General features: G+C 70.0%; 6 protein-coding genes. 3 read left to right on the top strand and 3 right to left on the bottom strand.

The window, feature by feature from the left end; all coding sequences use genetic code 11:
* The first annotated feature begins 223 nt into the window (after positions 1-223).
* Positions 224-754, top strand: coding sequence for a hypothetical protein (locus tag G6031_RS15655; RefSeq protein ID WP_182653754.1), 531 nt, complete (start codon positions 224-226; stop codon positions 752-754).
* Between the two features lie 9 nt (positions 755-763).
* Here the strand turns inward: G6031_RS15655 and G6031_RS15650 are convergent, their stop codons facing one another.
* From G6031_RS15650 to nadA, 3 genes are all read right to left on the bottom strand, one after another.
* Positions 764-1,288 (bottom strand): hypothetical protein, encoded by a 525-nt coding sequence (locus G6031_RS15650; RefSeq protein WP_182616728.1) that lies wholly within the window; start codon positions 1,286-1,288, stop codon positions 764-766.
* A 65-nt stretch (positions 1,289-1,353) separates the two neighbouring features.
* Positions 1,354-2,175, bottom strand: a complete 822-nt coding sequence (gene nadC / locus G6031_RS15645; RefSeq protein WP_182653756.1) for a carboxylating nicotinate-nucleotide diphosphorylase — start codon at positions 2,173-2,175, stop codon at positions 1,354-1,356.
* 77 nt (positions 2,176-2,252) lie between these two features.
* Complete coding sequence (gene nadA / locus G6031_RS15640) at positions 2,253-3,338, bottom strand: quinolinate synthase NadA (RefSeq protein WP_187702336.1); 1,086 nt, start codon at positions 3,336-3,338, stop codon at positions 2,253-2,255.
* A 72-nt stretch (positions 3,339-3,410) separates the two neighbouring features.
* Here nadA and G6031_RS15635 point away from each other — a divergent pair, with 72 nt between their 5' ends.
* Together G6031_RS15635 and G6031_RS15630 are read left to right on the top strand one after the other, a co-directional pair.
* Positions 3,411-4,130, top strand: coding sequence for an NUDIX domain-containing protein (locus G6031_RS15635; RefSeq protein ID WP_182653753.1), 720 nt, complete (start codon positions 3,411-3,413; stop codon positions 4,128-4,130).
* A 123-nt stretch (positions 4,131-4,253) separates the two neighbouring features.
* Positions 4,254-5,252 (top strand): hypothetical protein, encoded by a 999-nt coding sequence (locus tag G6031_RS15630; protein ID WP_182653752.1) that lies wholly within the window; start codon positions 4,254-4,256, stop codon positions 5,250-5,252.
* The last annotated feature ends 187 nt before the right edge of the window (positions 5,253-5,439 follow it).

The following is a 5,439-nucleotide window of genomic DNA, read 5'->3' as shown; positions in this document are numbered from 1 at the left end:
AGAGCCCGCGCAGGCCGCCGCCTGGGCCACCTTCGCCCACGGCCGGGCCGGTGAGCGGCTCGCGGTGCGGGTCGGGCCCACCGGCTTCCTCGCCCGGGAGCTGCTGTCGGAGGTCCCCCGAGTCATGGCCGAGCTCTCGTCCTAGCGGCGCGTCCGTCAGAGCACACCGGGCGCGCCCGCGCGACCGGCTGCATCCCGGCGCCGGGACTGGCAGGCTCGGGTCATGAGTTCGACTGACAAGATCCGTTCCGAGAAGATCCGTTCCGCCATCGACGCCGCCACCGACCCCGGGCCCGACGCGCTGGAACGCGCCCGCATGATCGTCGTGGACAAGCTCGGGGAGTGGGACAGTCTGGGGGTGGACGAGATCGTCGAATCGGTCTGCGAGGCCTACGAGGCCCCCTCGGGCGAGCCGCTGAGACTGGGCGACGTGGACCCCTCCGACCCCGATACGGACACCCCCGCGATGCGACACCTGCGGTACGCCCGGGCGGCCCGCACCGCGATCATCGATCTCGAGCGGGAGGGGGCGATCGTCGCGGTGGACGAGCAACCCGGCGACGCCGAGGCGGCTGACCTGACCGACGACCGGGCCGGGGACGGCACCGCCGACGACGACCTCCACGACGACGACGAGGTCACCGCCGTCAAGGAGACCACGGGCCCGGCCGGCCGTGAGTCCGGTGCCGACGAGTTGGTCCTCAGCACCGGCCCGCGACCGCGGGGCCGGCGGTTCGCACTGGCCGCTCGCTGAGGGCCCTGCTCAGAGCGAGGTCGTGGTCTCCGGGTGGTCGGTCTCCCGGAGGGACTTCTGCGCGCCACCGGAGAGTGTGGACTCGCCGAGCCTGGCCTCGCGGTAACGGTCGGCCTGCGCCTGGGTGATCGCCTCGCGGGCGCCGTCCTTGGCGTAGCAGACCGGCAGCCACGCGCCCTGGGAGTCCAGGCGTGCCACTATCCGCTGGCGCAGGCGGAACGGCTGGATGGAGTCCGACCAGGCGACCAGCAGGTCCAGATCGGCCCCGCGGGCGTCCGGGAGCGAGTCGGTGGCGCAGAAGTGCTGGACGCTACGCCAGACGGCGAACTGCGCCCCGGTGACGGAGAGCGGGTCCACGGTGGCCGCCCTGGGCGAGCGCGCCGAGCGACTCCGGGCGGGCTTGCCGGGGGCGGGCCGTGGAGGCGGCGGTGAGGTGTTCTCCCCGGACTCCACGCGTCGGCGCGCCTCCGCCATCCGCTGCTGTCGGCGTTCCGCCGGAGTGCTCTTCTCGCTCGTGTCCCAGAAGCCCGTCATGTCATCAAACTTTACGCGGGTTCCGGCGACCCACACCTCCCCCGGACGGCCGGGTGCGGTGGACCTCACATATCCAGGCCGAGGTCGAGGACCGCGACCGAGTGGGTGAGCCCGCCGACGGCGAGGAAGTCGACACCACAGCGCGCGTAGTCGGCGGCGACGTCCAGACCGAGGCCGCCACTGGACTCCAACCGGGTCCGGGGTGAGATCGCGTTCCGACGCTGCACGGCCATCTGCGTCTGCCAGACGGGGAAGTTGTCCAGCAGGACCAGGTCCACGCCTGCGTCGAGCATCTGGTCGAGCTGCTCCAGGGAGTCCACCTCGACCTCGCAGGGCAGGTCCGGGAAGTGCTCGCGCACGGCGGCCAGCGCCGGAACCACCCCACCGGCGGCCACCACGTGGTTGTCCTTGACCAGGACGGCGTCCCCGAGGCCGAGTCGGTGGTTGACCCCGCCGCCGCAGCGGACGGCGTACTTCTGCAGCAGGCGCATGCCGGGCATGGTCTTGCGGGTGTCGCGCACGGCGCAGCCGGTGCCACTGAGCTCGTCGGCCCATGCCCGGGTCGCGGTGGCCACCCCCGAGAGATGGCACACGAGGTTGAGCAGTGTCCGCTCGGCGGTGAGCAGCCCGCGCGTCGGAGCGGTGATCTCGGCCACCACGTCGCCGGCCGAGACGCGGTCACCGTCCCCCGCGCTGAGCGTGACCGAGTAGTCGTCGCCGAGCACCTCGGTCAGGACCATCCCGATCAGCGGCAACCCGGCCACCACCCCGTCGGATCGGGTCGCGAGTCGTGCGGTGGCACGGGAGTCCGCGGGCACGGTGGCCAGCGAGGTGGCGTCCGGGCCGTAACGCAGGTCCTCCTCGAGGGCGCGCCTGATCGCGATCAGGGCGTCGGCACGGGTGTCGGGGTCGAAGAGCTCGTCGTCGTCTCCCCCGGATACCGGCGAACCCACGCCCGCGCCGGTCACTCCCCGGATCCCGGGTTGCCGATGGCGATCATCCGCTCGACGGACCCGCGCGCGGCCTCGGCCGTGGCGGGATCGACGTGCACCTCGTCGGCGCCCTCGACGAGGGCGCGCAGCAGCGCGGCCGGGGTGATCATCTTCATGTAGGGGCAGCTGGCCTGGTCGTTGACCGGGAGGAAGTCGATCTCCGGAGCCGCCTTGCGCAGCTGGTGGATCATCCCGATCTCGGTGGCCACCAGGACCTCGCGGGCACCCGAGGAGCGGGCGGCGTCGACCATCCCGCCGGTGGACAGGATCTTGACCTGGTCGGCCGGCACGGCACCCTCGGTGGCGAGGTGCAGCGCGCTCGTGGCGCAGCCGCACTCGGGGTGGACGAACAGCTCGGCGCCCGGGTGGGCCTGCGACTTGGCGGTGAGCTGGTCACCGTTGATCGCGGCGTGGACGTGGCACTCGCCCGCCCACACGAGCACGTTCTCGCGGCCGGTCTTGCGCCGGACGTGCGCGCCGAGGAACTGGTCGGGCAGGAACAGCACCTCGCGGTCCGGGTCGATCGACTCGACCACCTCGACCGCGTTGGAGCTGGTGCAGCAGATGTCCGTGAGGGCCTTCACCGCGGCGGTGGTGTTGACGTAGGAGACCACCACGGCATCGGGGTGCTCGGACTTCCACTCCGCCAACTGCTCGGCGGTGATGGAGTCGGCCAGCGAACAGCCCGCCGCCTCGTCGGGGATGAGGACGGTCTTGTCCGGCGAGAGGATCTTGGCGGTCTCCGCCATGAAGTGGACGCCGCAGAAGATGATGGTCGACTGCTCGGCCTCCGCGGCGATGCGCGACAGGGCCAGGGAGTCCCCCACGTGGTGGGCGATGTCCTGGATGGCGGGGACCTCGTAGTTGTGGGCGAGGATCACCGCGTCACGCTCGCCGGCGAGGCGGCGGATCTCGGCGGCCCACTCCGCGTTGGGTTCGACGCCCGTGTACACCGCGCCGTCGTGGCGGATCCTCGTGGCGAGCGGCGAGTCGAGCCGTCCGACGGTGGTGTCGGGCCGTGGCGCGACCGTGGTGCCGTGTCCTGTGGCAGTGCTCATCGCTGCCCCCTCCCGGGTCGGTTCTGTGGGCCGATACGCCACCGGCCCTGTTTTCGACTTACAATCGAAAACATGATGCAGTGTAACACCGGTCACGAGGTGCTCGTCGTGGTGACCCAGGTGCGACCGGCCCCCGGTGCCACCGCGCCCACGCTCCACGTGATGCTCTGGCGGCACTCCCTCGGGCCCGCCGCCGGCCGGTGGGCACTGCCCGGCGGTGAGGTCCGGGACGACGAGGACCTGCCCGCCTCCGCCACCCGGCAGCTCGCCGAGAAGGTCGACGTGCAATCGCTCAGCCACCTGGAATCCGTGGCGGAGTTCTCCGACCCGGGGCGCATACCCGGCCGACGCGTGTTCGCCTCCGGGTTCCTCGGCGTCCTCCCCAGCGACGCCGACCCGGCCATCCCCGACGACACGGCCTGGTTCCGGGTCGACCAGCTGCCCGACACCGTCTACGACCACGCGGAGATCGTCGCCCGCGCCCGCGCCCGCCTCGCAGCCAAGCTCTCCTACTCGACCCTGGGGTTCGCCCTGGCACCCGTGGAGTTCACGCTGTCGTATCTCGCGCAGCTCTACGGCGCCGCCCTGGGCCACCCTGTGGATCCGACCAACCTGCAGAGGGTCCTCACCAGGCGGGGCGAGCTCGTGCGGTGCGGGCGCAGCGCGCCACCGGGGCCCTCGGGAGGTCGGCCCGCCGCGCTGTACCACTTCTCCGAGCGCAGATTGCGGATCACCGACCAGTTCGCGACCCTCCGGCCGCCTGCTGGGAGCGGACAGTACTTTTCTCCTTGAATATCGGGCGTCCTGGGCCCGGGCGACTGACTACCCCACTCCTCGAAGAATGCCCTTACGGTCTCCGTTGACCGACCAAGTGAATAGAGTTCCGGGGCATCGCCATTCATGAGGAGATTCGCTATGTCACCTGGAGCAGAACGCCCGCTTGACCAGGCTCTTGCCGAGACTGTCGAGTTTGTGAAGAGCGCCCTCAAGCGCTCGGCCCCGTCACAGGGTCTTCTGGACCTCCAGCCCTTTGACCACCGCGCGGAAGGGCTGACTCACCGACAACGTCGGGAAATCGCCCTTAATCAACTCCCGGCGGTCATTCCGCTGCCCTTCAGGCCGGACGCTAAATCCGATGACACCGCGAGGGAAGGTCGACCAGTGTGGCTCCGCCGTGTGAGCCTCTGGGGGCTATTTCTCCTCACCGTTGTCAGTATTGCCCGCCCCGAGCTCTCGCTACTGTTCGGCGTGGTGTGGTTGGTGGTCCTCATCTGGCCCACTCGATCAAGGAGCATGGCGCGCGGTCGCGCCAGCACTCCCGCGAGCGACGATCTACTCGGCGGACACACCACCGAGCCATCCGGCGGGCACACCACCGAGCTCGAGCTCCGGATTATCTGGATGGCTCGATGGCAGACTGCTGCGATCGTCCACACGCGGGCGTGGGGGTCGGCGGAGATGTCCGATGGTGTCGGCCGGATCGATATCTCGGACGTCCTCGGCCGCCTTACCGACCGGGCACTGAACCTCCTGCGGTTCACCTCGACAACTCTTCCGACACCGTCGCGGTCCCAACCGGAACTACGTCAGCAGTGGGAAAGGGAACAGCAGCGAATCGGTGCGATTCGGGCAGAACTCATTGAGCAGGTGGCTGCACTCATCGTCTACCGCGAGCACCTGGAACTCATCTCGGATCTGCTCGAGCAGCGCGACCAGATGGCTGTGTACTCGGAACGGGCAGCGGCGTTCGAGGAAGCCTTGCCCCCCTCGACCGAGGGGCCTGTTCTCCTCGACGCGGCCAGCGAACAGCGTGACCTACACGGCAATCTCGCGTCACAGTTGCAGTATCTAGGTGCAATCACAGACGGTTCAGGAGACGCTCTGCCCCTCCGTGACTCTTCTCGGACCAACTGACACCGGCAGGTAGCCCATCACACTTCAGGGAGAGGCTGGGGCTCGACATCCTCGACCCCGTCCCGCAACTCCGGCGAGTGGCTGAAATGGGCCAACACCGCGACGGTGAAGGCAGCGATCATCGCGCCGAAGACCAGCCATCCGGCCCCGGGCGGGAACCAGTCCCACGACGGCCCCGACGTCCCGT

Origin of the sequence: Dietzia sp. CQ4, assembly GCF_014145125.1 — a bacterium.
GTDB classification, from domain to species: domain Bacteria; phylum Actinomycetota; class Actinomycetes; order Mycobacteriales; family Mycobacteriaceae; genus Dietzia; species Dietzia natronolimnaea.
The sequence above is the reverse complement of the archived record's forward strand: the minus strand, read 5'-3'. Positions and strand labels throughout refer to the sequence as shown.

Bases quoted from the DNA above. Each gene is read 5' to 3' on its own strand.
- G6031_RS15630 (WP_182653752.1), top strand. From the start codon at position 4,254: ATGTCACCTGGAGCAGAACGCCCGCTTGACCAGGCTCTTGCCGAGACT.
- nadA (WP_187702336.1), bottom strand. From the start codon at position 3,338: ATGAGCACTGCCACAGGACACGGCACCACGGTCGCGCCACGGCCCGAC.
- G6031_RS15635 (WP_182653753.1), top strand. From the start codon at position 3,411: ATGATGCAGTGTAACACCGGTCACGAGGTGCTCGTCGTGGTGACCCAG.
- G6031_RS15655 (WP_182653754.1), top strand. From the start codon at position 224: ATGAGTTCGACTGACAAGATCCGTTCCGAGAAGATCCGTTCCGCCATC.
- G6031_RS15650 (WP_182616728.1), bottom strand. From the start codon at position 1,288: ATGACGGGCTTCTGGGACACGAGCGAGAAGAGCACTCCGGCGGAACGC.